The following is a 26,708-nucleotide window of genomic DNA, read 5'->3' on the forward strand; positions in this document are numbered from 1 at the left end:
CGCCGGACACCGACCCGCAAGGGCGCGGCCGGCGGTCCCCGAGGGGGCCGCCGGCCGCGCCGCGTGCTCCGGGCCGGTCAGGGTTCCGCTGTCCCTGCCCGGGTGAAGGCCACCGGGAGTTCCGGGCACAGCTCCAGGTCGGCGCCGGTGACGAGCCGGCGGGTGCCGATGAGGATGTTGTAGTGGTTGGGGAAGTGGCAGGCGTCGAAGCCGACGACCGTGCCGATGCGCAGCCCGTCGACCCAGAAGTCGTCCCCGCGGTCGATCACCCCGGCATTGGCCAGCTCCGCGAAGCCGAGGAAGCCGACCCGGTCGATGCGGGAGCCGAGGAGGGTGTCCCGCTGGTCGGTGGTGACCAGTTCGTGCACCTCGCCGCGGCGCACGCAGCGGCTCGCGTGCGGTTCCAGTGTCATGCCGCGGTCCGTCCGGCGGTGCAGCAGCACCTTGACCAGGTCCCCGCGTACGGAGCGCTTGGCGCCGTCCTTCTGCGGTGTGCGGCCGGTCATCGTCGTCCCCCCTCTGTCGTCGCTGCCCGTTCCGTCGCTGCCTGTTCCGTCTCTGCCGTCGCCGCCTGTTCCGCGCGGTAGCTCGCCGCCACCAGGTCCAGCGCGGCGAGCCCGTCGTCGGTGCCCGCTTCCCCCGGCCGGGCCGCGGCGAAGGCGTCGAGGATGCCCGCGTACTCGTGCCAGAGCGACGCCTTGAAGCCCGGGTGCCCGGCCAGCATGTCGGCGCGGTGCACGGTGCCGTCCGCCAGCCGTACCTCGATGTCCTTGGTCTCGCCGGGGTACGACCAGTCCAGTTCGACCGTGGCGGTGGCCCCGCCGGCGGCCCGCAGGCCGATGACCGCCTGCCGGTCGGTGCCCCGCGCGTCCCGGGTGATCTCCGCACCGCCGACCTCGACGTCACCGAGCAACAGCCGTACGAGGTCGAAGGCGTTGGGGCCGTTGTCGGCGACGCAGCCGCCGCCGCAGCGCCGCGGGTCGAGGTACCAGGTGTCGCCCGCGATGTGCTCCTCGATGCGTTCGAGGTAGCGGACCCGTACGGCGGCGACCGGCGCCCGGGCGGCGGCCAGGTCGTGCCGGAGCCGCCGTACGCCGTCGTTGTAGCGCCGGTGGAACGCGGTGAAGAGCGGGGTCGCCCGGGCACGGGCCAGCGCGGTCAGCTCCCGTCCCTCAGCGGGGTGCAGGGCGAGCGGCTTCTCGACGCAGACCGGGAGGCCGGCCGCCAGCGCGTCCCCGCAGATCGCGGCGTGCGCGTGGTTCGGCACGGCGACGACCACGGCATCCAGCCCCGGCTGCGCCAGCAGGGCGCGGTGCTCGGAGTGGCAGGGCACGCGGCCGCGGTGCGGGGCCAGCGCTTCCTGCCGGGCGTCGCACACCGCCGCCAGTTCCCAGCCGGGCAGCCGGCCGATCGCGGCGAGGTAGTACCGGGAGATGGCGCCGAGGCCGATCACGCCGACGCGGCGGGGCGTCACCGGACCGCTCCGCCGACCGGGGCGAGGACGCCGAGGGCGACCAGCTCGTCGTGCAGAGGGGCCGGGAGCGGAATGCCCTCGCGGCGCCGCCTCAACGCCTGTTCGGCCTCCCACCAGCCCGGATAGCGCACGGGGCGGTCCTCGTGCAGCGGCGGGCAGGCCAGCAGGGTGCCGAACAGCGCGCGGGCCGCACCGGCGAAGTCCCCGTCGGGCCGCAGCTTTTCCGGCGCGACGGCGAGGACGAAGCAGCCGATGTCGTCGTCGCTGCCGTGCGGCCGGCCGTCCCCCTGGAGCGCCTCGGGGGCCGGGCCGACGGCCGCTCCGGGCAGCAGCGCCGACAGCACCTCCACGACCAGCCCGAGTCCGAAGCCCTTGTACGCACCGGTCTCCGGCGCGCCGCCGAGCCAGCGCAGGTACGCCTCGCCCCGGTCGAAGGCGCGGGGGTCGGTGCAGGGTGCGCCGGCCGCGTCCACCAGCCAGCCCTCCGGTACGGGCGTGCCGCGGCCGGCCGCGGTGCGGATGCGGCCGGTGGGCACGACCGTGGTGCTCATGTCGAGGACGAAGGGGTGGCCGTCGAGGGCGGGCGCGGCGACGCTCAGCGGGTTGGTGCCGAGCATGGCGAGGGCGCCGTCCGGCGGCCGGGCGATGCGCTGCCCGCCGCAGTTGCCCGCGAGTACGCCGATCATGCCGCGGTCGGCGGCGCGTGCGGTGTGGAAGCCGGCGCAGCCGAAGTGGGTGGCGCCCCGTACGGAGACCAGGCCGATGCCGTACAGGCGGGCCCGGTCGACGGCGAGGTCCATGGCCTCGGCCGCGGCCCACAGGCCGAGCGCGCGGCGGGAGTCCAGGACGACGCAGGCGCCGAGGTCGGTGACCGCGGCGGGCTCGGCGCTCGGGTCGGCCCTGCCGCTCTCCAGGAGGGGGCGGTAGAGCCGGCCGAGGTTGAAGACGCCGTGGGAGTCGAGCCCGGTGAGGTCGCCGTGGCAGAGGGCGGTGGCGGCGGTGCGGGCGCGCGGCTGCGGGATGCCGTAGGAGGCGAAGAAGGCGGTGACGGCGGAGTGCAGGACGTCGTGGCCGACCGTTACCGGCGGCCGCTGGGTGTGTGGCTGTGGGGGCAGGGTCATACGGGGCTCCCTTGCTGGGCCGTGGGGCGGCCGGCGGGCGGGGCGGTGCGCCGGGCGAAGGCGGTGAGCACGTCGCGCACCGTGGCGGCGAACGCTTCGAGGTCGGCGAGGTCGATGAACTCGCCCTGTGCGTGGGCGTGGTTGGCGTCGAGGGTGCCGGGGCCGAGGACCACGGTGGCGGCGCCTGGCCGGCCGGCCATCCAGAGGGCGTCGCAGGTGAAGGCCGGTTCCCCGGCGGGCCATCGGGGCACGCCGGCGTCCGCGAGGAGCGCTTCGGCCCAGGGGTCGTGGTCGTCCAGGCCCGGCAGGCCGCGTTTCTCCCAGTCCAGCCGGGTGATCCGGGGCGCGTCGGCGGCCGTGCGGGCGAACTCCCGGGTGGCGCCGAAGCGTTCGGCGAAGGCCCGGAGGCCGGTGCCGACGGCCTCGGCCACCGCGCGCTCCAGCGCCGCGCCGTCGGCGGTGCGGGCGTAGGAGAGGTTGAGGAGCAGGTGCCCGCTGCCGTAGACGCGGTTGTGCCGGTCGCCGGTGTGCAGTCCGGCGACGCAGACCCGGCCGTCGGGCAGTGCGCCGTCGAGGGCCGTGGCCAGGTGCTGGGCCAGGAAGCCCAGGAGGACCGTGGCGTTGTGCCCGGCGTCCGGGCGGTCGTCGACCGCGCCGTCGCCGTCGACGGTGATCCGTGCCGTCATGGCGGCGGTGGCCCGTGGGAGGTACCGCAGTCCGGTCGGTTCGCAGAAGAGGTTGAGGCGGCCGTAATACCCGGCGTCGATGAGGGGGCGGGTGCCGTACGTGCCCAGCGCGCCGCCCTCCTCCCCCGCGACCGCCTGGACGAGGACGGCGGTGTCGCGGCCGAGCGCGGCCTCGGCCGCTGCGGCGGCGCGCACGCCGGCCAGCAGGGCCACCGCGGGGCCCTTGGCGTCCACGGCGCCGCGGCCGGTGAAGCGGCGGCCGTCGAAGGTGACCGGCTCCTGTCCGGCGACCGTGTCGAGGTGGACGTTGCACATCACGGTCGCCGCGGGCGGCAGCGCGGGCCCCAGCCGCAGGACGAGGCTCGGCTGCGCGGTGCGGAAGCCGGGGTCGCGGGCCGCGGCCCGGCGTACGGCGGCGGGCACGTCCGGGCGGCCGAGGCAGTCCGCTGGCGGCGCCGCGTGGTGCACCGCCCGCATGCCCAGCTCCCGCGCTGCACGCGCGTACGCGCGCTGCGCTTCCCAGAGCCGTGCGGGTGGGTCGCCGGGCCCGGCCTCCAGCGGCCCGGCGGTCGGGATGCGCAGCAGCCGCTGGAGCAGGTCGTGGTCGGCGGGCCCGAGCAGGGTGCGGCCGGTCATTCGCGGGCTCCTTCGGGGACGGCGGCCGGTCTCGCGTACGGGGCCAGCCGGGCCAGTACGCGTTCCAGGCGGCGCCCGGCGGCGACGAAGAGGTCGGCAGAGTCGTCCGTGGCGGACAGCCCTTCGTGGGGCCGGACGGCGAGGTGCGGTTCGAGGGAGAGGGTGCCGGTGTAGCCGGTCTCCAGCAGCAGCCGCAGGCAGTCGGCGACGCGGGCCCGTCCGTCGCCGGGCAGGGTGTATGCCACCGTGCCGTCCGGTGTGCGTACGGCGTCCTTGACGTGCACGTGGGCGACGTGCGGCAGCACCTTCTCCAGCGTGCCGAAGGCGTCGTAGCCGTACGGGACGCCGTTCCCCGTGTCGAAGAGGAGGCGCAGCGCGGGGCTGTCGACCTCCCGCACCAGGCGCAGCATGCGGTCGGCGCGGTCGCCGGCCCAGCCCGCGCAGTTCTCGTGCAGCAGGGTGAGTCCGGCGCGGGCGGCCCGGTCGGCGAGGCGGCCGACGCGGTCGATGGCGCGCGCGGCCCACTCGGGCTCGGTGAGGTGGTCGTTGGGGTAGGACATGATCCGTACGTACCGGCAGTCCAGCGCCTCGCACTGCCGGGCCAGCGCGTCGAGTTCGGCGAGGTCGGTGCCGAAGGGCGCGGTGACGGGGCGTGCCCAGTTGCCGATCCGGGAGGCGAGGCAGACCACGTCGAGCCCGGCGTCGCGGATGCGGACGGCGACGGCGCGGAACGCGTCGGCGTCGAGGTCGGCCACGGCCACGCCGTCGACGGTGCGCAGCTCCAGCGCGCCCCAGCCCAGCCGGTTGAGGGCCGCGAGCTGTCCGTCGAGGCCGCGGGCCGCCTCGTCGCCGATGCCGGCGAGCCGGTGCGGGGGGAAGGGGGGTTCAGCGCACATGCTGCTCCTCCGTGGTCGGGGCGTCCGGGATCTCTCCCGCTGGGGTGCGCGGCGCGGCGCCGCAGTGCTCCTTGGCCGCGCACAGCAGGCGGACCACGTCGTAGGGCACGGTCGAGTCGTTCCGCCGGCCCGCTGCGAAGTCCTGGTAGGTGCGGAGCAGGAAGGCCGTGAGCGCGTCGTCGCGGAAGACGCGGGGGCTGTGGGGGTCGTCCGGGAGGACGAGCTGTGCGTGGTCGTCGTGCTCGCTGAGGGGGTAGTGGCCGGTGACGGTGCCGCGCTCGAAGCGCAGGGTGACGCTGCGCTGCCGTACGGGCGAGGCGAGGTCGGAGTCGATCTCGGTGCGTACGCCGGAGCGGTGCCGGAGGGTGAGCCGGGCGCGGCCCATGAAGGGGCGTGCGCCGTCCTCGCAGCGCAGGTCGTCGAGTTGCGCGTCGACCAGGTGCGCGGGCCCGGCCAGGTCGAGGGCGACGCCGAGGGAGTGCGGCAGCTCGACGTCGAAGGCGGTCGGATGGCCCGGCGCGGTGAGCGACCGCAGGAAGCGGGGCTTGTGCTGCGCGAAGGCGAGGTGGCGCAGGGCGCCGAGCGGGCGTTCCCGTACGAGGCTGCGGAGCCGGCCGGTGAGCTCTGCGGCCAGCCAGTGGCTCACGACGACCAGGTCGAGGTCGTGGTGGGCGCGCAGCCGGACGATGTCGTCGAGCCCGGCGCGGTCGGCCGCGAGCGGCTTCTCGACGAGGAAGCGGCGGAAGCCGAGTGCGGTGAGTTCGGTGAGGACGGGGGCGCGTGCGTCCGGTGGTGTGCAGACGTGGACGACGGTGTCCGGCGGGGAGACCAGCCGGGCGGCTTCGGCGAGCGAGCGGGTGACGGTCACCCCGGCCAGGCCGTCGCCGGTGCCGGCGCGCGGGTCGCAGGCCACCAACGGGGCGAGGGACAGCGGGCCTTCGGGTAAGGCGGCCAGGCGGGCGAGGGCCTTCGCGTGGAGTCCGGCTCCGGAACGGCCCAGCCCGATCACGAGGGGCTGCAGCATCTTCCTCCAAAAGCGGTGCGCGGCGTGCGCGCCGTTCATCGGACAAGCGAATGCTGCGTGCCGCCATAAGACGAGTCAAGAAATATGAAGAGGACTTACCGCAAAGTGTGAATATGCCAGGGGATAAGTGTCGGATGCAGTGAACTGGGGAGCCTCATCCCGCGGGAAACCGCCGAATGCGTCCCAGGGGGTGGTCGAGGTTTCTCTCGACATGGATCGCCACGGTACGGCACATGCCGACGCGGCGACCTCTCAAGTGCATTGTCATACAGTCCCATTCTTCTCACAGGCGGCGACTTTCGCCCGGCTGTGGCCATTGATCGAACGCCGCGTGAACGAGGTCTTCGACAACGGGAAATTCTCCCACGGCCACCAGGTGGCAGCGCTGGAAAAGGAGTTGGCGGAGTTCACGGGGGCCCGTCATGTGATCGGAGTGAACAGCGGGACGGACGCGCTGGTGCTCCTGCTGCGCGCCTGCGGCCTCCGTCCCGGCGACGGCGTCCTGGTCCCGGCGTACTCCTTCGCGGCCACCGCCACCTCCGTCGTCCTGGCGGGCGGCCGGCCGCAGTTCGTCGACATCGATCCGGTCAGTTACGCCATGGACCCGGCGGCGCTGGCCGCCGCGGTGACGCCGGACAGCCGCTTCGTGATGCCCGCCCACCTCTTTCACCAGATGGCCGACATGGCCGCGCTGAACGCCGTCGCCGCACGTCACGGGCTGGTGCTGGTGGAGGACAGCGCCGAGGCGATCGGCATGCGGCAGCGCGGGGTGCACGCGGGCCTGCACGGCGCCGGCGGGGTGCTGTCGTTCTTCCCGAGCAAGACGCTCGGCGCCCTCGGCGACGCCGGCGCCGTGCTCACCGACGATCCCGGGACGGCGGAGCTGGTCTCCGGGCTGCGCCACCACGGCCGGCTCGGCCGCACCCTCGGCGACTTCTCCGCGATCTCCACCCGGAGCGCACTGCCGGGCGTGAACAGCAAGATGGACGACGTCCAGGCGGCCGTCCTGCGGGCCAAACTGACCGTACTGGACGACGGCATCCGCCGCCGTGCGGAACTGGCCGCGGCCTACGGTGAAAGGCTCCGGGAAATTCCCGGCATCCGCCGGCTGCCCGAAGTGGTCGACCGCGGACCCGGCTCGGCGGCCGTCTTCTATGTCTACCTGGTCGAGGCCGAGCGCCGGGACGAACTGGTCCGGCATCTCGCCCTGCATGGCATCGGTACCGAAGTCTATTACCCGACGCCACTGCACCTTCAGCCCTGTTTCGCCGGTTCGGGACATTCCCCGGGGGACTTCCCGAATGCGGAGGCCGCGAGCCGGTACGCGGTGGCGCTGCCATTCCACCCGGACCTTTCCGAGCAGCAGCTGGACCGGGTCTGCGAGGCGATTCGCGCCTTCTACAGCGGGAGGACACAATGACTGCCCCGGCGCGTACGGAGCGTATTCCGTTCTTCCCGCCGGATCTGTTCGAGGCCGACCGGACGGTGCTGCTCGACCTCCTCCTCGAGCTCGGCCTGTCGCCGGAGCAGCGCTTCATCCTCGGCGAGCACACCCGCCGGTTCGAGGGGCTGCTCCGGGAAGCGCTCGGCGCCGCCGACGTGGTCGCGTGCGCCAGCGGGACCTCGGCGCTGGACCTGGCGCTCACCGCGGTGGACGTGGGACCGGGCGACGAGGTGGTGGTACCGGCCTTCGGCTGCGCCCCGCTCGCGTCCTCCGTCGTCCAGCTCGGCGCCACCCCGGTCTTCGCCGACATCGATCCGCACACCATGGTCGCCGACCCCGGCGATGCGGAGCGGCGGATCACCGGGCGCACCAAGGCGCTGATGCCCGCCCACATGTTCTCCGTCATGGCCGACATGCCGCGCTTCGCCGGCCTCGCGCGGCGGCACGGGGTGCGGCTGGTCGAGGACTCGGCGGTCGCGCAGGGCGCGGTGCTCGACGGCACGCCCGCCGGACTGTGGGGCGAGGCCGGGGTGTTCTCGTTCGTCCAGGTGAAGTCCTTCGGGATGCCCGGCGAGGGCGGTGTGGTGGTCACCCGGGACGCCGCGCTCGGCGAGCGGGTGCGGATGCTGCGCAACCACGGGCAGGACGGCAGCAACCGGTTCCTGCACCACGTCATCGGGCGGAACAGCAGGTTCGACGAGATCCAGGCGGCCTTCCAGGTGCACCGCTTCGGCGGGCTGCCGCAGCGGCTGGAGCGGCGCGCCGCCATCGCCGCGTACTACACCGAGCGGTTCGCGCCGCTGGCCGAGCGGGGGATCGTCCCGCCGCCCGCCGGTACGGACGGCCGCTGCTACTACGTCTACACGGTGCTCGCGGACCGGCGGCGGGAGCTGGCCGCGCACCTGCAGGAGCAGGGCGTGGACTGCCATGCGTACTACCCCCTGCCACTGCCGCAGCACCCCGCGTTCGCGGTGTTCGCCGCGCCCGGGGACCGCTGGCCGCACGCGGAACGGGCCGCCCGGCGCGCCCTCTCCCTGCCCGTGCACCACCGGCTGACCGACGCGGACGTCGAGTACGTCGCCGACGCCGTGTGCGCGTTCGCCGCCCACTGAGCCGAAGGAGCAGAAGCGGATGGCCTCTCACGATTTCCGGGCCGGCCTGCGTACGGCCGCCGCCGGCCGGGCGGAGCCCCGGCTCCGGAGCTACGCCCGGCTGGGCAAACTCGACGTCTACGACTACTACTTGAGCATCCTGGTGGTGCTGGCCGCCGTGCTGCTGCCGGGCCCGCGGCCGGGCCCGGCGCTCGCCGCGATGCTCGTGCTGTTCCTGCTGGGCCAGGTCTTCGTGATCATGGCGATGGTCGCGCTGGACGATGTGACCGGCTTCCGGGACGGCAGTGACACCGCCAACTACGGGCCGGACAACCCCTTGCGCAACAAGCTGCGCAAGCCGCTGGTGGCCGGGACGTTGACGGAGCGTCAGGCGATGACGTTCGCCTGGGTGACGGCGGTGGCGGGCGCACTGTTGTGGGCCGGCGCCGTGGCCGTCGCGCCGCACCGTCCGCTGTGGGCGGTGCTGCTCACCGCGGCCCTGTTCGTGGTGTCCCTGCAGTACTCCTACGGCGTCCGGCTCAGCTACCACGGCTTCCAGGAGGTCTTCCTCGTCTGGCTGGGCGTGGTGCTGGTGCTGGCGCCGTACGGCCTCGCCGTGGGCACCTTCTCGGGGTTCCTCCTCGTCCAGGGCGTGCTCTTCGGGTTCGGCCCGCTGATGTTCGGGGTGTACTCCAACACCAACGACGTCGCGGGCGACCGTGCCGTGGGCCGGCCGACCGTGGCGGCCCTGGTGTCCGAGCGCGGCAACGCGGTGTTCATCGGCTGCCTGTCGGCCGCCGAGTTCCTGCTCGGCGCCGTCGCCTCGGCCACCGGCATCGCACCGTGGTGGTTCGTGCTGCTGATGCTGCCGGCGACGGCCCTGCGGACGAAGCAGTTCGTCACGGGCTTCGTGCGCGGCGACATCATGCGCGCCCGGAAGACCGGGTTCGCGGTGCACCGGACGAGCGTCGTGCTCCTGGTGGCAGCGAACGTCCTGGTCGGTACGGGGGCCGTCGGGTGAGCCCCGACCTGGACGTGGCCGTGGTCGGCGCCGGGATGGCCGGTCTGACCACCGCGCACGAGCTGCGCCGGGCCGGGCTCACGGTCCGGGTGTACGAGGCGCAGCAGCACGTCGGCGGCCGGATGCACAGCTTCCGGCACGACGGCTACACCGTGGACGAGGGCGCCGAGCAGATCTCCCGGCACGGCTACCGCGCCACCTGGGAGCTGATCCGGCGCCTGGGCGTGCCGCCCGGTGACCTGCCGCAGCTCGGCGGCCGGCTGGCCGTGTGGCGCGGCGGCCGGGCCCGGCCGGGACTGGCGGAGCGCTCGGCCGTGCTCACCGGCGCCGGGCTCGGCCCGCGCGCCCGCCTCGACCTGGCCCGGCTGCTCGGCCACCTCACGCGGCACGCCGGGGAGTTCGACACCGACCATCCGGAGCGGACCCCGCTGGGCACCGCCACCGTCCGCGAGGTGGCCGGGCGCTACCACCCCGATCTGCACGACTACCTCCTCCAGCCGGTCGCGGGCTGCTTCTTCGGCTGGGACACCGCGCGTTCCGCGGCGGCCCCGATGCTGAGCCTGCTGCGGGAGGTGGGTCCGCCCGCGCACTGGCGTACGTACGCGGACGGCATGGACCGGCTCGCCCAGGAACTGGCCGCCGGGCTGGACGTGGTGACCGGGAGCGAGGTGCACGAGGTCGTCACCGACAAGGACTCGGCGGGGCTGCGCATCGGCGGCGAGGTCGTGACCGCACGCGCGGCGGTGCTGTGCGTGCCCGCGCCCGTCGCGGCCCGGCTGCACGCCAACCCGTCCCCGGACGCGGCCGCCTTCCTGTCGGCGTGCACCTTCACCCCGGCCCTGAAGGTCAGCTGCCTGCTGGACCGGCCGCTCGGCCCGGCGGCGGGCCGGCCGCTGTACCTCCTGCTCACACCGGACGCGGAGGACGACGCCCTCGCCGGTGTCATCGCGGACCACGTCAAGCACCCGGCGCGGGCCCCTGCGGGCAAGGGGCTGCTGACCCTCATGGCGGACGCCCGCACCGTCCCGGAGCTGCTCACCGCGCCGCACCGGGAGGTGGTCGCCCGCCTCACCGCGGCGGCCCGGCGGTACGTACCGGGCCTGGCGGAGGCCGGCGTACGCCACTTCGTGCACGCCTTCCGGCACGGCCTGCCGGAGGCCACCCCCGCGGCACTGGGCCGCCGCGCGCGCTTCATGGCCCGCGCCACCGGGCCCGTGGAGTACGCCGGCGACTGGGTGATGCTGCGGCCGTCCTCCGAGGGCGCCGTGCGGGCGGGCGCGCTGGCCGCCTCGCGCGTCCTCTGCCGGCTGCGCGGCCCCCGTCCCCCTGCCCCGACCGACCGGAAGGCGACGCGTGAAACCGCATGACATGGGGGTCCTGTTCGACGAGTGCGCCGAGCGGGGCCACGCGACGGAGGTCCTGCTGGACCGGCCGTTCGACATCGCGCCGGAGGCCGGTACGGCACACTCCGTCGCCGCGCTGGCCGCGCTGGTCCAGGACATGGCCGGGCGGCTGGCCGCCGCCGGGGCGCGTCCCGGGGACCGGGTCGCGATCGTGAAGGACAACCACTGGGACTACGACCTGCTGGCCTGCGCCGCCGTCCGCATCGGCGCGCTGCCGGCGCAGCTCTCCGGGGAGCTGCCCGCGGAGAGCCTGCGGCTGCTCCTCGAACGGCTGCGCCCCTCCCTGCTCGTGACCTCCTCGGGCGTGCTGGAACGCTGCCGGGCCGGCGGCACCGACCTGCTGCCGGCCGCGGACGCCTGCGTGCTGCTGGACGGCGAGTTACCCGGCACCCTCGGCCTCGAAAGCCTCCAGGGGCATCCCGTACCGGGCCCCCGCCGCCGGCACGACGACGAGCCGCTGGTCATCAACCACACCTCCGGCACCACGGGCGTGCCCAAGCTGGTGGTCCACTCGACCCGCACGATCATCCGCAAGCTGGCCCGCTTCGAGACCGTGCGCTACCCGAGGATCGGGGTGCGGCGCGACGACACCCTGCTGAACGCCAACTCCTTCGCCCACGGCCGGACGTTCTGCTGGACCGCGAGCGCGCTGTGCCTGGCCCCGCGGCGGATCTGCGTCGTCACCGGCCAGGACCCGGACGCCGCCGACCCGCTGCTGCGGGCCTGTCCGCCCACGATCGTGGAGGCGCTGCCCGCCTCCTTCGTCCGCTTCCGGCCGCTCACCGCCCGCCTGGACAATCCCTTCCGGCAGGTCCGGCTCTTCATCAGCACCTACGACGCGGTGCATCCGCCCACCATCCGCGCCTACTTGGGCGCCAGCGCCCATCGCGGGGCGCTGTGGATGCAGGGCTGGGGACAGACCGAGACCGGCCCGTTGACGTTCCGCTTCCACACCCGCCGGTCCGTCGCGGACGGCGGCGACGGCGCGGACGCCCGCAACCTCGGCCGCCCCGTGCCCTTCAAGACCCGGCTGCGGGTGGTCGATCCCGAGACGCTCGCGCCGCTGCCGCGCGGCCGGGCGGGCCTGGTGCTGGCCAGGACCGCGGCCCGCGGCCTCGCGTACGTCGGCGAGGACGGCCGCTGGACGGCGAAGCAGCACGGCGGCTGGTGGAACACCGGGGACGTCGGCATCCTGCGGCGCGACGGCAGCGTCCGGCTGCTCGACCGGGAGGTCGACCGCACGCCCGAGCTGAGCTGTCTGGCCACGGAGGACGCCGTGGAGGACCGGCTGCCGCAGGTCCTGGAGTGCGTCCTGCTCGCGGCGCCCGGCGAACCGCCGCTGCCCGTGGTGGTCACCGCGGACGGCACGCTGGACCGGGCCCGCTGGCAGGAGGCGGTGCGCGACCTCCCCACGCTCCGCCCGCCCACCGTCCTCACCTGGGACGAGGTCCCGCGTACCGGCACGGGCAAGGTACGCCGCGGGGCACTGCGGCGCCGGCTCACCGGCCGTACGGACACCTGCGGCTCCGGCCGGTGGACGTGACCGGGCGGCCGGCGGCGAGGAGGGACGTGCACACCATGCCGACGCACCCAGGAGAGGCGGCGAAGACCGTGCGTCAGACCCCGGAGGCCCTGCCCGGTTACGTCTTCGACAACGACAGCACGCACAGCCAGGAGCAGCACCGTTGTCTGGCCGCCGCGTACGACCCGGTGACGCTGGCCCGCCTGGCGGCGACGGGCGTCGGCGCCGGCTGGCGGTGCCTGGAGGTCGGCGCGGGCGGCGGCAGCGTGGCGCGCTGGCTCGCGGCGCGCGTCGCACCGTCCGGCCGGGTGACCGCGACGGACGTCAAGCCGCACCACATCCCGGAGACGCCGCACCTGACCGTGGTGCGGCACGACGTGGCCGCCGACCCGCTGCCCGAGGCGGCCTTCGACCTCATCGTGGCCCGGCTCGTCCTCCAGCACCTCCCGGAGCGGCGCGCCGTGCTGGACAAGCTGGTACGGGCCCTCAAGCCGGGCGGCGTGCTGCAGATCGACGAGTTCGACACCTCCTACGAACCGCCGCTGCTCGCGCCGGACGCGCGCTCCGCCGAGCTGTACGCCGCCTTCCTGCGGGCCAAGGCGGCGGCGATGCGGGCCGGCGGCGGCGACCCGCACTGGGGACGCCAGGTCCCCGCTGCCATGCGGGCCGCCGGGCTCGTCGACATCGACCCGCAGCCCTTCATCGAGGTGCGGCACGCCCGCTCGGCCGGGCTCCGGCTCCAGCTGCACCACACCTACCACCTGCGGGACAAGCTGCTCGCCGCGGGGATGACCGAGGGTGAACTCGCCGAGGTGCGGGCGGTGATGCGGGACCCGTCCTTCCGTGCGGCCTCCAGCGTCCTGTACTCGACCCAGGGGCGCCGCCCGGCGACGGGGGCGGGCGCATGACCGGGCCCCCGCCCCACGACCGGGCCGCCGTCGCGGGGCGCGTCGCGGCGCGCGCCCTGGACCTCGCGGACGCGCCCCGCGCAGGGCGCGCCACGTACGAGATCGACTGGGCGGGTCCGGTCCGTCTGCCGCTGTCCGACGAGCGGTCCGTCCAGGCGGCCTGCGGCATCATGCACGTGCACGGCCGTGCGGCCGGCCGGCCCGCGCCGCTGGCCGTCGACTACGCGTCGGCGGTGGCCGGGGTGCTGGCGGCGCAGGGCGCGCTGGCCGTGCTGATCGCGCGGTCCCGGGGCCTCGCGCTGGACCGGGCCCGTACCTCGGTCGCGCAGGCGGCACTGCTGGCCGTCACGCAGTACCTCGCGGCCGCGACCGCCGACGACGCGCCGGAGTCCCTCGAACCGGGCGACTGCTCGTGGGCCACGTCGGACGGGGTGCTCTTCGAGTTCGAGACCCTGGACCCGCACCGCTGGCAGGACTTCTGGCGGCTGCTCGGCGCGCCCCCGGCCGACGTCAGCCGCGGCTGGCTCCCGTTCCAGCAGCGCTTCGCGACCGCCACCTGTCCGCTGCCCGTCACCCTGCACGAGGCGGTGGCGCGGGTGCCGTTCCGGGCCGTGCGGCACGCGGCGGGACGGGCGGGCGTCAGCGTGCTGGCCGTCCGCGAGGACCCGTTCCCGCCGATGGGCATCCGGCCGTGGAGCCGTACGCCGTTCCCGGAGCGCGCTGCCGCCCGGCCCCGGCCGGCGGTGGCGCTGCCGCTCGACGGGCTGCGGGTCGTGGAGTCGACGCGGCGCGTGCAGGGCCCGCTCGCCGGGCACGTGCTCCGGCTGCTCGGCGCGCAGGTGATGCGCATCGAGCCGCCGGGCGGCGACCCCATGCGCGGCATCCCGCCGATGGCGGGCACCTGCTCGGCGCGGTTCAGCGCGCTCAACGCGGAGAAGACCGTCGCGGAGGTCGACATCACGACCGACGCCGGACGGCGCGAGGTGCACGACCTGGTCGCGCGGGCCGACGTCTTCCTGCACAACTGGGCACCGGGCAAGGCGGCGCAGCTGCGGCTGGACGCCGAGGACCTGCGCCGTACCCGGCCGGGGCTGGTGTACGCCTGGGCCTCCGGCTGGGGCGACGCGCTCGGGCCGCGGCCCCCGGTGGGCACCGACTTCCTGGTGCAGGCCCGCAGCGGCCTGGCCGCGGCGCTGCGCCCCGCCGACGAGGCGCCCGTGCCGTCCCTGATGACGCTCACGGACGTGCTGGGCGGGCTGGTGTGCGCCCAGGGGGTGCTGGCCGCACTGCTCACCCGTATCCGTACGGGGCACGGCGGGCGCGTCGACTCCTCGCTACTGTCCGCCGCCGCGGTGATCCCGCGCCGCCGGAGACGGGTCGAGTGGTCGCCGCTGGACCGTCCGCTGCGGACCGCTGACGGCTATCTCGCGCTGGGTCCGGAGGCCCGCGCCCGGCCGGAGCTGGTCGCGCGGATCACCGGTCCCGGCGCCTCGGCGGACCTCGCCGCGACCCTCCTCCGCTTCCGCGTCCACCCGACCGGCTACTGGTCGCCCCTGCTGCGCGAGGCGGGCCTGACCGCGACGCCGGTCTGCACCGACCTGCGTGACCTGCCGCGCGCCCCGGCCTTCCGCGAAGCGCTCGCCACCGCTGAGCACGTGTTCCCGCGTGCCCCCTGGGAGTTCTCATGACGACGACCGAGGCCCCCGCGGCCGTGTGGACCTCGCGGGACGGGATCGTCCTGCGCGACCTGGTGCCGGCGCGGGACCGGCGTGCCTGGGCGGCGCGCGGTCACTGCCCGGACCGCGACCTGTACAGCCTCTTCGCCGAGCACGTGCGGCGGCATCCGGGCCGCGCCGCGGTGATCGACGCGGCGGGCGTGCTGGACTACGCCGGGCTCGCGGCCCGGGTGCGGTGCGTGGCCGCCGCGTTCACCGCGGCCGGGCTGGGCGAGCGGGACATCGTCGCGCTCCGCCTGCCGAACGGCCGGGACGCGGTGGCGGCGGAGCTGGCGGTCGCGGCGATCGGCGCGGTGTCCCTGCCGTACCCGGCCGGCCGCGGCACCCGGGACACCCTCAGCCTGCTGGGCCGCTCCCGGGCCCGCGGCGCCGTCTTCTCCGCCGCGGCGGACGTCGCGCTGCGCGAGCACCTGCCGTATTTGCGCGCGGTGTTCACCACCGGTGACGCCTGCCCCGGCGCCCGTCCGCTCCCCTCCCCCGGTGGCGACCGCACCGGTCCGCTGCCGCCGCCGTTCCGCCCGCCGGCCGCCCCCGATCCCGACTCCCCCGCGCGCATCCTGGTCTCCTCGGGTTCCGAGGCCGAGCCGAAGATGGTCGCCTACTCGCACAACGCACTGGCCGGCGGCCGGGCCGCGTACGTCAGGGCACTGCACCCCGGCCACACGCCGCCCCGGCACCTCGTCCTCGTGCCGCTGGCCTCGTCGTTCGGCTCGTGCGGTACGCCCGTCACGGTCGCCGCGCTCGGCGGGACCCTGCTCGTCCAGGAGTCCTTCGACCCGGCCGGCGCCCTCCGGATGATCACCGAGCACCGTCCCACGCATGTCCTCGGCGTGCCGACCATGCTCCGCCGCCTCGCCGACCATCCGCCGCTGCCGGGCGAGGACTTCACCGGTCTGCGGGCCCTCGTCGCCAGCGGCGCCGCGCTGCCGCCGTCCACCGCCGCGGCCTGCCGCCGGCGCTTCGGCCGCCCGGTCATCGCCGTCTACGGCTCCTCGGACGGCGTGAACTGCCACACCGCGACGACCGGCCTCACGCCGGAGGCCGGCACCGGCCGCCCCGATCCGGCGGTGGCGGAGATCCGCGTCACCGCCGACGACGGCACCGTCCTGCCGGCCGGACAGCCGGGCGAGATCCGCGCCCGGGGCCCGATGACCCCGCTGTGCTACGTCGCGGCCCCGGACCTCGACGCCCGCTACCGCACCGCGGCCGGCTGGGTCCGCACCGGCGACCTGGGGCTGCTGGACGCCGAGGGCCGGCTGCACGTGCTCGGCCGGCTCCGGCAGCTGGTGGTGCGCGGCGGCTACAACATCAGCCCCGCCGAGGTGGAGCGGGAGGTGGCGGCCCATCCCGGTGTCGCCGAGGCGGTCTGCGTGCCCGTGCCGGACCCGGACCTGGGCGAGCGGCTGTGCGTCTGCGTCCGCGCGGCGCCCGGCACGCCCGCACCGACGCTGCCGGAGCTGACCGCCTTCCTGGAGGACCGCGGTCTCGAACGCCGCAAGCTGCCCGAACTGCTGCTGCCCGTACGGGAGATGCCGCTCGGCCCTACCGGCAAGGTCTGCCGCCGTACGCTCGCGTCACGCGCCGCGCGGCTGCCACTGCCCGTGCGGGCCCGCTGAGGGGCTGTGCGTCACTCCCAGACGACGACGTTGCGGCGCACCGGCACCGAGCCGGTGTCCTTCGCGAACAGCTCGGGAGAACGGGCGCGTACCCGCTCGACGTCGTCGAAGACCGCGCGGAGGTGGCTGCGCATCGCGGTGCGGACCAGCTCGGCGTCGCCCGCGAGCACCGCGTCGAAGATCTCGACGTGCTGCGCCGCGAACCCCTCCGGCGAGGCCGTCTCGTAGAGGCCGAGCCGGCGCGCCCGGTCCAGGTGGCCCTTGGCCGAGACGACGGTCGCCCAGGCGCTGCCGTGGCCGCTCAGCCGCAGCAGGGCGTGGTGGAACGCCTCGTCCAGCTCGAAGAACTCCTCCAGGCCGAGGCCCGGCCGCCGCTGCTCGGCGAGGTTGCCGCGCAGCTCCTCGACCAGGTCGGCGTCGAGCTCGGCCGGGAGGTCGTCGAGCGCGGCCAGCTCCACCGCCTCCCGGAGGAACTGCGCGTCGGCCACCTTGGCCGGGTCCACGCGCGAGACGAACGATCCGACCTGCGGAAAGATCTGCACCAGGCCCTCCTGGGACAGGAGGATCAGGCTCTCCCTGACCGGGGTCCGGCTCACGCCGAGGGACGCGGCGAGCTCGTTCTCGGACAGCGCGGCGCCCGGTGGGAGCTCAAGGGTCAGCACCTTGCGGCGCAGCGTGTCGTAGACGGCGCGGCGGCTGGTGCGCTGCCGGTTCGATCGGGCCATGGGCTCATCGTATCGGGGTGGGCGGCTCTCGCCCCCTCGCAGGTCGATCGGTGTTTCGAAAGTATTGCGCACCTGTACGACCAGTGCTTGTATACCAGTGCTGGTCGATCAGTCGTCCGGGCGTTCGTGCGCGTATGGCCTGGCCGGCGTGCGCCGCCCGCCGACGCGGCGCGTATCCCGAAGGAGCAAGATTTCCGTGAGCAAGATCGAGCGTGCCGAGGTGTTCGTCGCCTCACCGGGGCGCACCTTCGTCACCCTGCGCATCACCACGTCGGACGGCGTGACCGGCCTGGGCGACGCCACCCTGAACGGCCGCGAGCTGGCCGTGGCGAGCTACCTGCGGGACCACGTCGTACCGCTGCTGATCGGCAAAGACCCGGCGCGTATCGAGGACATCTGGCAGTACCTGTACAAGGGCGCGTACTGGCGCCGCGGCCCGGTCACCATGACCGCCGTCGCGGCCGTCGACACCGCCCTGTGGGACATCAAGGGCAAGGTCGCGGGGCTGCCGCTGTACCAGCTGCTCGGCGGCCGCTCGCGCGACGGCGTCATGGTCTACGGGCACGCCAGCGGCACCGACACCGCGGCACTGCTGGACGACGTGGACCGCTTCCTCGGCCTCGGCTACAAGGCCGTGCGCGCGCAGGCCGCCGTCCCGGACGTGGGCGGCACCTACGGCGTGCGCAAGGGCAAGGTGTACGAGCCCGCCGCCTCCGCGCTCCCCGAGGAGCAGCCCTGGGACACCGAGGCGTACCTCCGCTTCGCGCCCGGCTACCTGGAAGCGGTCCGCGAGCGCTTCGGCTTCGGCTTCCACCTGCTGCACGACGTGCACCACCGGCTCACCCCCATCGAGGCGGCCCGCTTCGGCAAACAGATCGAGGAGTGCCGGCTGTTCTGGATGGAGGACCCGACGCCGGCCGAGAACCAGGAGTCCTTCCGCCTGATCCGGCAGCACACCACCACACCGGTCGCGGTCGGCGAGGTGCTGAACTCGGTGTGGGACGTCCAGCACCTGATCACCGAGCAGCTGATCGACTACGTCCGCACCAGCGTCGTGCACGCGGGCGGCATCACCCATCTGCGCCGGATCTTCGACCTGGCCGCGCTGTACCAGGTGCGGACCGGCTCGCACGGCGCGACCGACCTCTCGCCGGTCACCCTCGCCGCCGCCGTCCACCTCGACACCGCGGTCCCGAACTTCGGCATCCAGGAGTACATGGAGCACGCGGACGAGACGGGCGAGGTCTTCCGCAGCGGGGTGACCTTCGACGACGGCATGCTGCACGTGTCCGAGGAGCCCGGCCTCGGCGTCGAGTACGACGAGAAGGCCGCCGAGCGCTTCCCGTACCGGGCCCGTTACCTGCCCGTCGCGCGCCGCCTCGACGGCTCGGTGCACGACTGGTGACCGCCATGCCCGCCCCCGCACTGAACCTCGCGGCACTCCCCCGCATCCCGGCACACCTGCGGCCGCCCGTCGACCCCCGCGAACTCCGGCCCCGCATCGTCCATTTCGGCCTCGGCGCCTTCCACCGGGCGCACCAGGCCCGCTACACGGAGAACGCCGCGTACCGCTCCGGCGAGCCGTGGGGCATCGCCGCCGTCGCCCCGCGCTCGGCCGGGACCGCGGCCGGACTGCGGGCCCAGGACTGCCTGTACTCGCTGACCGAGCTGCGCCCCGCGGACACCGTCACCCGGGTCTCCGGCGCGCTGGTCGAGGCGCTGGCCATGCGGCCCGACGCCGCCCGGCTGGACACGCTGCTCACCGCTCCGGACGTCTCGGTGCTGACCCTGACGATCACGGAGAAGGGCTACCACCGGCGTCCGGACACCGGCGCGCTGGACACCTCGGCCCCGGCGGTCGCCGCCGACCTCGCGGCGGACAGCACGGCGGCGCTCACCACCGTCATCGGCCGGATCGCCGCGGGCCTCGCCGCGCGGATGCGCGCCGGCGGTGCCCCCGTCTCCGTCGTGTCCTGCGACAACATGGCGGCCAACGGTGCCGCGCTCGGCCGGGCCGTCCGCGATTTCGTCGCGGCGGCGCCCTGGCCCGACCGGCAGGCCGTACTCGACTGGATGGCCGGCTCGGTCACCTTCCCCTCGACCATCGTGGACCGCATCGTGCCGGCGGCCACGGACGCCGACCGGCAGGCGGCCGAGGCCGCGCTGGGCGTGCGCGACGCGCTGCCCGTCGTCGGCGAGCCGTACCGGCAGTGGGTCCTGGAGGACGCGTTCGCCGGGCCGCGGCCCCCGTGGCAGCTGGACGGCGCCCTCTTCGTGCCCGACGTGGTGCCGTACCAGCTCACCAAGTTGCGGCTGCTCAACGGGTCGCACTCCGCGCTGGCCCACCTCGGCTCGGCAGCGGGCCTGGCGACCATCGCCGACACCCTGGCCACCGACTGGGGCGAGCGGCTGGTGCGCGGCCTGTGCGCCGAGGTCGCCCCGACGCTGCCCGCGGGCGGCCCGGACCCGGCGGCCTACGCCGGTGACCTGGTCGAGCGGTTCCGCAACCCCGGCGTGCGGCACCTGCTGCGGCAGATCGGCTCGGACGGCTCGCTGAAGATCCCCGAGCGGTGGCTGGACGCGCTGCGCACGCTCCGCGCCGCCTCCGCCGCCACCCCCGTGCTCGAACTCGCGCTGGCCGCCTGGGCGAACGCCACCCGCCCGGCGCCCGGCGGCGGACAGCTCTTCGGCACGACGGACCCCGCCGCCGAGGCCCTCGGCCGCTGCTGGCCGGAGGGCACGGACGCCGAGGACACGGTCCGGCGGCTGCTCCGGGTGCTCGGCGCCGCCGACCTGGCCGACGATCCCGGCCTGGTCACCGCGGTCGCGGCCCGGCTCCCCGCCCTGCGCGCCGGCCGCGTCGAGCTCTGATCCGCCGACCGGCCCGGAAAGCCCGCACTCCCGTCCCCGCCCGCTCCCGCACGGCCAGAGAACAACGGAGTTCCTCATGACGGACACGACACAGACGGAGGCCGCAGGCCCCGCGCGGAGAACCACCCGCGACCTCACCAGGGCAGCCGTATCCGGCTGGCTCGGCACCGCCATGGAGTTCATGGACTTCCAGCTCTACTCGCTGGCGGCCGCCATCGTCTTCAACAAGGTCTTCTTCCCCGACGTCAGCCCCGCGATCGGCCTGATCGCGGCCATGGCGACGTACGGCGTCGGCTACGTGGCCCGGCTCGCCGGCGCGCTCTACTTCGGCCGGATGGGCGACCGCATCGGCCGCAAGAAGGTCCTCTTCCTCACCATCCTGCTGATGGGCGCCTCCACCACGCTGATCGGCGTACTGCCCACGTACAGCATGATCGGCATCTTCGCGCCGGTCCTGCTGGTCGCCCTGCGGCTCATCCAGGGCTTCGGGGCCGGCGCCGAGATCGCCGGGGCCACGGTCATGCTGGCCGAGTACGCGCCGGCCGAGCGCCGCGGCCTGATCTCGTCCCTGGTGTCCCTCGGCACCAACTCCGGCACGCTGGCCGCCTCCGGCCTGTGGGCGGTGCTGCTCGCCGTGCTGAGCGAGGACCAGCTGGTCTCCTGGGGCTGGCGGCTGCCGTTCCTGCTGAGCTTCGCCCTGCTGCTCTTCGCCGTGTGGCTGCGCCGCAACCTCAAGGAGAGCCCGGTCTTCGAGGAGCGGGCCGACGTGGTGGACGGCGTGGCGATGTCCCGCGCCGAGGTCGCCTCGGCGGTCGAGAGCGGCGCCGTCGGGGAGCGCCGGGAGAGCGTCCTGGAAGCGGGCCTGCGCCAGCGCAAGGGCAAGGCGTTCTTCCTCTCCCTCGGCCTGCGCTTCGGGCAGGCGGGCAACTCCGGCCTCGTCCAGACGTTCCTGGTCGGCTACATCGCCACCACGCTGGGCGCCGACCGGTCCGTGCCGACCGACGCGATCGTGTACGGCTCGCTGATCGGCTTCGCCACGGTGCCGCTGATCGGCCTGCTCGGCGACCGCTTCGGCCGCCGTCCGCTCTACATGGCGCTGACCGTGCTGACCATCGTGCTGGCGTTCCCGGTGATGTTCCTCATCGCCTCCGGCAGCACCGCCGGGATCATGGCGGGCATGATCGTCGGTCTCAACGTCGGTGTGCTGGGCCTGTTCTCGCTGGAGAGCGTGACGATGGCCGAACTCTTCGGCGCCCGGACCCGCTTCACCCAGCTCGCGCTCGCCAAGGAGATCGGCGGCATCCTCGCCACCGCCATCGGCCCCGTCGCCGCGGCCACGCTCACCGCCGTCACCGGCAGCTGGTGGCCGGTCGCCGCGATGCTCGTCGGCTACTCGCTCATCACCCTCGTCTCCATCGTCCTCGCCCCCGAATCGCGCGGGCGTGACCTGGTGCGTCTGGAGGACGCCATATGAAGTCCGTTGTCGTGCACGGCCCCGGTGACGTCCGGATCGACGAGCGTCCCGACCCGGTGCCGGGCCCGGGAGAAGTCCTGCTGGCCATGGAGTGGGGCGGCATCTGCGGCTCCGACATCGGCTACTGGAAGCACGGTGGCACCGGCACGGCCGTGCTCAAGGACCCGCTGGTCCTCGGGCACGAGGTCGCGGGCCGGATCGCGGCCCTCGGCGAGGGCGTCACCGGCCTCCCGGAGGGTCTGCCGGTCACCGTCCACCCGGCGACGCCGGTCGGCGACGAGCCGCTGCCCGAGCGGCTGGCCGGCCGCACCAACCTCTACCCGCGGGTCCGCTACTTCGGGTCGGCCGCGCTCCATCCGCACACGGACGGCGCGTTCAGCGAGTACCGGGTGGTCCGCGCGGCGCAGGTACGGCCGCTGCCGGAGAACGTGAGCACCGAACACGGCGCGCTCGCCGAGCCGTTGGCCGTGGCGATGCACGCCGTGCACCGTGCCGGGGACGTGCGCGGGAAGACGGTGCTGGTCAACGGGGCCGGGCCGATCGGTTCGCTGGTGGTGGCCGCGGCCAGGCACCGCGGGGCCGCCGCGGTGATCGCCGCCGACCTCGCCCCCGCGTCCCTCGCGGTGGCGCGGGCGATGGGCGCGGACGAGACGGTGGACCTCGGCGCGGGAGAAGCCCTTCCGGGCGACGTGGAGCTGGTCTTCGAGGCGTCGGGCGCCCCGGCCGCGCTCGGCCCGGTGCTGCGGGCGACCGCGCGCGGCGGCACGCTCGTCCAGGTCGGCAACCTCCCCGGCGCGGCGGCCCCGGCGGCCCTCGGCGACCTGGTCAGCCGGGAGATCACCTGGATCGGCTCGTTCCGCTTCGCCGAGGAGATCGACGACGCGCTGCAGGCCATGCACGAGGGCCTCGACGTGTCCCCGGTCATCACCCACCGCTTCGGCCTGGCGGAGGCGGACCGGGCGCTGGCCGTCGCCGCCGACCGCACCAGCGGCAGCAGCAAGGTCATGCTGCGTCTGGGCCGCCGGGGTCCGGGGCACTGACCGGCCCGGCGTCAGGGGCGCGCTGACCGGGCAGGCCGGTGGCCGCGCGCGGCATGGCGTACAGGAGGGCCAGCACGGTCGGGACGGGCATGATCAGCACGATCCCGACCGTGCACGCGGCCACCGCGGCGGGGACCGGGTTCCACGCGCTGACCGGCGTACTGGTGGTGACCCCTATGGCCGCCGTGCCGAAGACGGCGTAGGAGACCGCGCAGACGAACGCGACCGGCAGTTCGCTGCGCCGCACCGCCTGGTCCCCGATGCGGCGCGTCTGCCCCCGCTGCCGCCGCCACACGGTCACGGTCATCGCGGCGCCCACCAGCAGTACGTAGAGGGGCGACACCCAGGACGCCCACCACGGGGCCCGGCGGCCGTCGTAGACCACGTGGACGTAGTCGTGCGCGGCGGTGGAGAGCAGCAGCACGGTCAGCACCGCGATGCCGTACACGGATCTCCGGAGCAGCCGCTCCAGTGCTCGCATGCCCTCGGCGCCCGTCCCGCCGGCCGGGCTCTCCGCCGGCTCCTCGTACGAGGCGAGCAGCCAGGCCATGCCGCTGATCACGGCGACGGCGCCGACGACCAGCATGCCGCTGGCGATGAGGGACTCGGTCCACACGCGGCCGCACGCGCCTGTCGCGACGTCCCCGGTGAGCAGCGAGAAGGCATAGCTGTCGAGCGCCAGGACGATGAACCCGGCGATGAATAATCGCAGCGTGGCGGTCCGGAGCGGGCTCGTCCGGCGTTCGGTGAGGATCATGACGAACCCGGCGAACACGAAGCCCGCGAGGACGCCGGCGAGCTGGGAATTGGCGGGCGCCGACGCCACGGCGCTCCAGCCCGTCCCCGCACAGGCGCCGTCCGGCGCGGTCACCTCCGGCGGAGCCAGCGCTCCGGCGGTCGTACTTGTCACATCATCGGCAACGAGGCGCCGCCGGAGGAGGTTACGGCCCGCTCCCGGAGGAGCGGGCCGCGAAGGGTGGCGTGATCAGCGCACGTCGACGCAGTCGCCGGTGGAGACCACCGCCGGGGTGGTGGAGGTGCCCGCGAAGTTGTACCGCCAGCAGGTGTCGGTGGTGGCCGTGCGGGTGGTCTTCACCTGGCCCGCGGTCGAACCACTGCCGGAGGTGTACGTCTTGAGCGTGGAGTACGTGGAGCCGCTCGCGGGACGCGACTGGAGCTTCACCGACTGCTGGGTGTAGCCCGCGTACTTGGACGTGTCCCAGTTGGCCCGGGTCAGCGAGCCGGTGATGGTGATGGTCCTGCCCTTGGTGACCGGCTCGGGCGAGGCGTTCGTGGTGAGCTTGGCGTAGCGCTTCACCGAGAAGGACTTCACGTTGTCCTTCTGGATGTAGCCGTAGTCGTTGCCCTGCGCGAGCGCCCACACCTTCCAGGTGCCGGCCGCGGCGTTGGTCAGGTGGTACTGCGGGTCGAACGTGAACGTCTGCTCGCACTTGGCCGTGGTGGCCGAGGTGGCCGTGCAGGTGGCCTCGTCCTCGTTCGGGACGACGCCGGTGTCCATGTCGTCGAAGGTGGAACCGCCGTGCCACAGGAGGGCCGTGGCCGAGTAGATCCCCGAGTCGTCGGTGGCGGTGAAGGTGACCGTCACCGTCTTGGTGTTGGTGGTGCCGACCACCACGTCCTTGCCGCCGTTGACGACGACGTCGGAGATCGTGGGGTCGGTGGCCTCGGCGGCCCGCAGGGCGGACGGCACGGCCTTCTGCTTCGCCGGGGCGGCCTGCTGCACGGCCGCCTCCTGTGCCGCCTTCGCGGCCGCAGCGGCGTCACCCGTCGGTCCGGCGTCGGCCTGCGCGGCCGGTATCACGAGGGCGGAAAGGGCCAGAGCACCGCTCACGGCGGCGACAGTGGCGCGTCTACGCATGTGTTTCCCCAAGTGGAGAAGGGGCCCTGGAGCCGGGTGCTCCGGTGGACCCGTGATTCGAGGAGTCTGTTGACTCGACGGGGAAGATCATCGAGGTAACCGAAAGGTTGTACGAGCAAGCCAAAAAAGATGAACTCTTCGCCAACAAGCGGCCCTTCACCGGTAAGCACCGATTTGCTCGCTCCCGTCCGGCCGCCGGGCCGTACTGGAGACGGCACCCGCCGAGGCGAGGGCGATGCAGCCGGTGGCCGCCCACTGCGCCGCCGACAGCGTCTCGTCCAGCAGCACCGTCCCGGCCAGCCCCGCCACCACGGGCTCCAGGCTCTGCAGCACCCCGACCGTCCGGGCGGGGAGCCGGCGCAGCGCGGTCAGCTCCAGGGAGTAGGGCACCGCGGCGGAGAGGACGGCGACCAGCAGCCCGAGGGCCAGGGCGGCGGGGGCCAGCAGCCGTGTGCCGCTGTCGGCCACGCCGGCCGGCAGGGAGAGCAGCGCGGCCCAGGCGACGGCGAGCGCCAGCGGACCGCCGCCGGTCATCCGCGCCCCGACGCGCCGGCTGAGCAGCAGGTACGTGCCCATGGCGACGGCGGAGGCCACCGCGAACGCTACCCCGATGAGCGGCAGCGAACGGGCCGAGCCGGGATCGGTGAAGAGGAAGAGGCCGACGACGGCCAGCAGGCCCCAGGCCGCGTCACGCCGTCGCCGTACGGCCAGCAGCGATACCACCAGTGGCCCGGTGAGCTGGATGGTCACCGCGGCACCGAGGGGCAGGTGGCGCAGCGCCGGGTACACCAGGTTCATGCCGGCTATCGCGGTGCCGAGGGCGAGGACGGCGAGGAGGTCGCCGCGCCGTTCCGGCAGCCGGGGCCGCCACACCGCGAGCAGCAGCACCGCGGCGAGGCCCAGCCGCAGCGCCACCGCTCCCCACGGGCCCCCGACGGTGCCGAACAGCCCCTTTCCGAGGGCCTGGCCGACCTGGACGCTGCACACACTGCCCAGCACGAGCGCGGGTGCCGGGACGCGCCGGCCGCGCCGCCGGCGTACGGCCCGTCCGGCGGCGGCCTCGCCCACCGGGGCGGCGTCGTCTGTCACCAGGGCGTTCTTCGGTCCGGCCATGAGGCCAGCGTGCCGCCGCCACATCGTGCAGGTCCATCGCAAGTTTCCGCACAGGATCGTGCCGTGCGGCTGCATGGTTGAATGCCCGCATGATGGATCTGCGGCTCCTCCAGACCCTGCGCGTCCTGCATGCGCAGGGCACGGTGACCGCCACGGCCGAGGCGCTGCACCTCTCACCGTCCGCCATCTCCCAGCAGCTCCGCCAGCTCGCCGGCGAGGTGGGCGTGGAGATCCTGCGGCGGGAGGGCCGGCAGGTGCGCATCACGGACGCCGGGCACGTCCTGCTCGGCCACGCCGATGAGCTGTACGCGCAGTGGGAACGGGTCAGGGCGGACCTCGGTCGGCACGCCCGCAGCCCGTACCGCACGCTGCGCATCGGCGGGTTCGCGTCCAGCGTGGGCGCCCTGCTGGCGCCGGTCGCCGCGGAGCTGCGCACCGCGGAGGAGGCCGTCGAGACGCACATCGGCGAGACCGACACCGCCGAGAGCTTCCGGCAGCTGCTCCCCGGGCAGCTGGACATCGCGGTGCTGATACCGCTGGCGGACAGTCCGGCGCTGGACGATCCGCGGTTCGTGCAGCGGCCGTTGCTCGACGAGCTGCAGGACCTGGTGGTGCCCGCCGGGCACCGTCTCGCCGGCCGCACGGGGATCACCCTGCTCGACGCCGCGACCGAGGAATGGATCTCCGCGCACCACGATCAGGAGCGGCTCACCCGGGCGCTGTGCACCGCGGCCGGCTTCGCGCCCCGCATGACGCACCACGCCGACGAGTGGCAGGCGGTGCTGTCGCTGGTCGCGCACGGCCTCGGGGTCTGCCTCGTACCGCGCCTGGTGTCCACCTCGGGCCACCCGGGCGTGGTCCGCGTGCCGGTGCACGGCGATCCGCGGCCGTCGCGCCGCGTACTGACCTGCGTGCGCCGCGGGAGCGAGGAGCAGGAGAGCATCGCCCGGGGGCTGGCGGCGCTACGGGCCGCCGCCGCCCGCGCCGTGCGGCTCGGCGCCCCGGCGGCCGGCTGACCGCGGCCGGCC

Annotated in this window: 23 protein-coding genes; 13 read left to right on the forward strand and 10 right to left on the reverse strand. The window is 74.6% G+C overall.

Annotated elements, in window-relative coordinates; all coding sequences use genetic code 11:
* Positions 1-77: 77 nt before the first annotated feature.
* Genes C3486_RS20805 through C3486_RS20830 form a run of 6 tightly spaced genes read right to left on the reverse strand, consistent with a single transcriptional unit; the run spans position 78 to position 5,837 of the window.
* Positions 78-506 (reverse strand): DUF6917 domain-containing protein, encoded by a 429-nt coding sequence (locus C3486_RS20805; RefSeq protein ID WP_103834248.1) that lies wholly within the window; start codon positions 504-506, stop codon positions 78-80.
* A complete protein-coding gene (locus C3486_RS20810) occupies positions 503-1,474 on the reverse strand; it encodes a Gfo/Idh/MocA family protein (RefSeq protein ID WP_103834249.1) in 972 nt (323 codons plus the stop codon). The genes C3486_RS20805 and C3486_RS20810 overlap by 4 nt, the downstream gene beginning before the upstream one ends.
* Positions 1,471-2,595 (reverse strand): Ldh family oxidoreductase, encoded by a 1,125-nt coding sequence (locus C3486_RS20815; RefSeq protein ID WP_103834250.1) that lies wholly within the window; start codon positions 2,593-2,595, stop codon positions 1,471-1,473. The genes C3486_RS20810 and C3486_RS20815 overlap by 4 nt, the downstream gene beginning before the upstream one ends.
* Positions 2,592-3,917 (reverse strand): M20/M25/M40 family metallo-hydrolase, encoded by a 1,326-nt coding sequence (locus tag C3486_RS20820; RefSeq protein ID WP_103834251.1) that lies wholly within the window; start codon positions 3,915-3,917, stop codon positions 2,592-2,594. Before C3486_RS20820 ends, C3486_RS20815 begins: the two co-directional genes overlap by 4 nt.
* A complete protein-coding gene (locus tag C3486_RS20825; protein ID WP_103834252.1) occupies positions 3,914-4,813 on the reverse strand; it encodes a sugar phosphate isomerase/epimerase in 900 nt (299 codons plus the stop codon). The genes C3486_RS20820 and C3486_RS20825 overlap by 4 nt, the downstream gene beginning before the upstream one ends.
* Positions 4,803-5,837, reverse strand: coding sequence for a hypothetical protein (locus C3486_RS20830; RefSeq protein ID WP_103834253.1), 1,035 nt, complete (start codon positions 5,835-5,837; stop codon positions 4,803-4,805). The genes C3486_RS20825 and C3486_RS20830 overlap by 11 nt, the downstream gene beginning before the upstream one ends.
* A gap of 331 nt (positions 5,838-6,168) precedes the next feature.
* Here C3486_RS20830 and C3486_RS20835 point away from each other — a divergent pair, with 331 nt between their 5' ends.
* The 8 genes from C3486_RS20835 to C3486_RS20870 are packed head-to-tail and all read left to right on the forward strand — an operon-like array spanning position 6,169 to position 16,578.
* Positions 6,169-7,257, forward strand: coding sequence for a DegT/DnrJ/EryC1/StrS aminotransferase family protein (locus tag C3486_RS20835; RefSeq protein WP_258052900.1), 1,089 nt, complete (start codon positions 6,169-6,171; stop codon positions 7,255-7,257).
* Entirely contained in the window at positions 7,254-8,393 is a 1,140-nt protein-coding gene (locus C3486_RS20840) for a DegT/DnrJ/EryC1/StrS aminotransferase family protein (protein ID WP_103834255.1), read from the forward strand. The genes C3486_RS20835 and C3486_RS20840 overlap by 4 nt, the downstream gene beginning before the upstream one ends.
* A gap of 19 nt (positions 8,394-8,412) precedes the next feature.
* Positions 8,413-9,393, forward strand: coding sequence for a UbiA family prenyltransferase (locus C3486_RS20845; protein WP_103834256.1), 981 nt, complete (start codon positions 8,413-8,415; stop codon positions 9,391-9,393).
* Entirely contained in the window at positions 9,390-10,760 is a 1,371-nt protein-coding gene (locus C3486_RS20850) for an NAD(P)/FAD-dependent oxidoreductase (protein ID WP_103834257.1), read from the forward strand. Before C3486_RS20845 ends, C3486_RS20850 begins: the two co-directional genes overlap by 4 nt.
* 1 nt (position 10,761) lies before the next feature.
* Positions 10,762-12,339, forward strand: a complete 1,578-nt coding sequence (locus tag C3486_RS20855) for a class I adenylate-forming enzyme family protein (protein WP_103834258.1) — start codon at positions 10,762-10,764, stop codon at positions 12,337-12,339.
* Positions 12,340-12,374: 35 nt separating this feature from the next.
* On the forward strand, positions 12,375-13,226 hold the full coding sequence (locus tag C3486_RS20860; protein WP_103834279.1) for a class I SAM-dependent methyltransferase: 852 nt from the start codon (positions 12,375-12,377) through the stop codon (positions 13,224-13,226).
* Positions 13,223-14,914: a CoA transferase gene (locus tag C3486_RS20865; RefSeq protein WP_103834259.1), complete on the forward strand. Its 1,692-nt coding sequence runs from the start codon at positions 13,223-13,225 to the stop codon at positions 14,912-14,914. The genes C3486_RS20860 and C3486_RS20865 overlap by 4 nt, the downstream gene beginning before the upstream one ends.
* Positions 14,911-16,578: a class I adenylate-forming enzyme family protein gene (locus C3486_RS20870; RefSeq protein WP_103834260.1), complete on the forward strand. Its 1,668-nt coding sequence runs from the start codon at positions 14,911-14,913 to the stop codon at positions 16,576-16,578. Before C3486_RS20865 ends, C3486_RS20870 begins: the two co-directional genes overlap by 4 nt.
* An 11-nt stretch (positions 16,579-16,589) precedes the next feature.
* On the opposite strand, the gene C3486_RS20875 is transcribed toward C3486_RS20870, so the two are convergent.
* The gene (locus C3486_RS20875) at positions 16,590-17,303 is read right to left on the reverse strand and encodes a GntR family transcriptional regulator (RefSeq protein ID WP_103834261.1); all 714 of its coding nucleotides are present in this window, start codon (positions 17,301-17,303) and stop codon (positions 16,590-16,592) included.
* A 196-nt stretch (positions 17,304-17,499) separates the two neighbouring features.
* On the opposite strand from C3486_RS20875, the gene manD reads away from it, so the two are divergent.
* From manD to C3486_RS20895, 4 genes are all read left to right on the forward strand, one after another.
* A complete protein-coding gene (gene manD / locus C3486_RS20880; protein WP_103834262.1) occupies positions 17,500-18,708 on the forward strand; it encodes a D-mannonate dehydratase ManD in 1,209 nt (402 codons plus the stop codon).
* Between the two features lie 5 nt (positions 18,709-18,713).
* Positions 18,714-20,174, forward strand: a complete 1,461-nt coding sequence (locus tag C3486_RS20885) for a mannitol dehydrogenase family protein (protein WP_103834280.1) — start codon at positions 18,714-18,716, stop codon at positions 20,172-20,174.
* Between the two features lie 76 nt (positions 20,175-20,250).
* Complete coding sequence (locus C3486_RS20890) at positions 20,251-21,648, forward strand: MFS transporter (RefSeq protein ID WP_103834263.1); 1,398 nt, start codon at positions 20,251-20,253, stop codon at positions 21,646-21,648.
* Complete coding sequence (locus C3486_RS20895; RefSeq protein ID WP_103834264.1) at positions 21,645-22,688, forward strand: L-idonate 5-dehydrogenase; 1,044 nt, start codon at positions 21,645-21,647, stop codon at positions 22,686-22,688. Before C3486_RS20890 ends, C3486_RS20895 begins: the two co-directional genes overlap by 4 nt.
* Here C3486_RS20895 and C3486_RS20900 read toward each other — a convergent pair.
* From C3486_RS20900 to C3486_RS20910, 3 genes are all read right to left on the reverse strand, one after another.
* Positions 22,651-23,598 (reverse strand): hypothetical protein, encoded by a 948-nt coding sequence (locus C3486_RS20900; protein ID WP_146075024.1) that lies wholly within the window; start codon positions 23,596-23,598, stop codon positions 22,651-22,653. The two genes, C3486_RS20895 and C3486_RS20900, sit on opposite strands and share 38 nt — an antisense overlap.
* Positions 23,599-23,673: 75 nt before the next feature.
* Positions 23,674-24,540 (reverse strand): DUF5707 domain-containing protein, encoded by an 867-nt coding sequence (locus C3486_RS20905; protein ID WP_308461259.1) that lies wholly within the window; start codon positions 24,538-24,540, stop codon positions 23,674-23,676.
* A gap of 183 nt (positions 24,541-24,723) precedes the next feature.
* Positions 24,724-25,680 (reverse strand): DMT family transporter, encoded by a 957-nt coding sequence (locus C3486_RS20910; protein WP_103834281.1) that lies wholly within the window; start codon positions 25,678-25,680, stop codon positions 24,724-24,726.
* 89 nt (positions 25,681-25,769) lie between these two features.
* Between C3486_RS20910 and C3486_RS20915 the strand changes: the two genes are divergently transcribed.
* Positions 25,770-26,696: a LysR family transcriptional regulator gene (locus C3486_RS20915; RefSeq protein WP_103834267.1), complete on the forward strand. Its 927-nt coding sequence runs from the start codon at positions 25,770-25,772 to the stop codon at positions 26,694-26,696.
* Positions 26,697-26,708 lie beyond the last annotated feature (12 nt).

The sequence above is a fragment of the Streptomyces sp. Ru73 genome (genome assembly GCF_002920575.1).
Taxonomy (GTDB): Bacteria; Actinomycetota; Actinomycetes; order Streptomycetales; family Streptomycetaceae; genus Streptomyces.